General features: G+C 26.5%; 2 protein-coding genes. Both read right to left on the reverse strand.

Annotated features, from left to right (window positions below; genetic code table 11):
• Positions 1–127, reverse strand: a 127-nt coding sequence (locus KAR67_RS09790) for a hypothetical protein (protein ID WP_223209639.1), incomplete at its 3' end; no start/stop codon positions are given.
• Positions 124–291 (reverse strand): hypothetical protein (locus tag KAR67_RS09795; protein ID WP_225982082.1); only part of this gene is annotated, 168 nt, incomplete at its 5' end. The genes KAR67_RS09795 and KAR67_RS09790, both read right to left, overlap by 4 nt.

Here is a 291-nt window from a genome sequence, read left to right on the forward strand (position 1 = left end):
TATTTAAATTTTCATCTATATTAAAACGAGAGCAAGTTTTATTTTGTATGAAATTTAAAAGTTTATTTCCTAAGGGTTCATTTACCCCACTTAATAAAGCTTGTATGTTTTTTTCTAGTATGGTCATTGGGTTTCCTTAAAAGAATTGATGATAATATTTATTCTTTGCTCTAGTTTTTCTATAAAATAAAGCAACCATTCATGGTAAGCTTTAATATAAGCTGTGATGAAATGCGTTTTATCTTGTATATGAAGTTTTAATACATCAGCAATCATTTTTCCACGATAAGC

Origin of the sequence: Campylobacter sp. JH32, assembly GCF_017846535.1 — a bacterium.
GTDB classification, from domain to species: domain Bacteria; phylum Campylobacterota; class Campylobacteria; order Campylobacterales; family Campylobacteraceae; genus Campylobacter_D; species Campylobacter_D coli.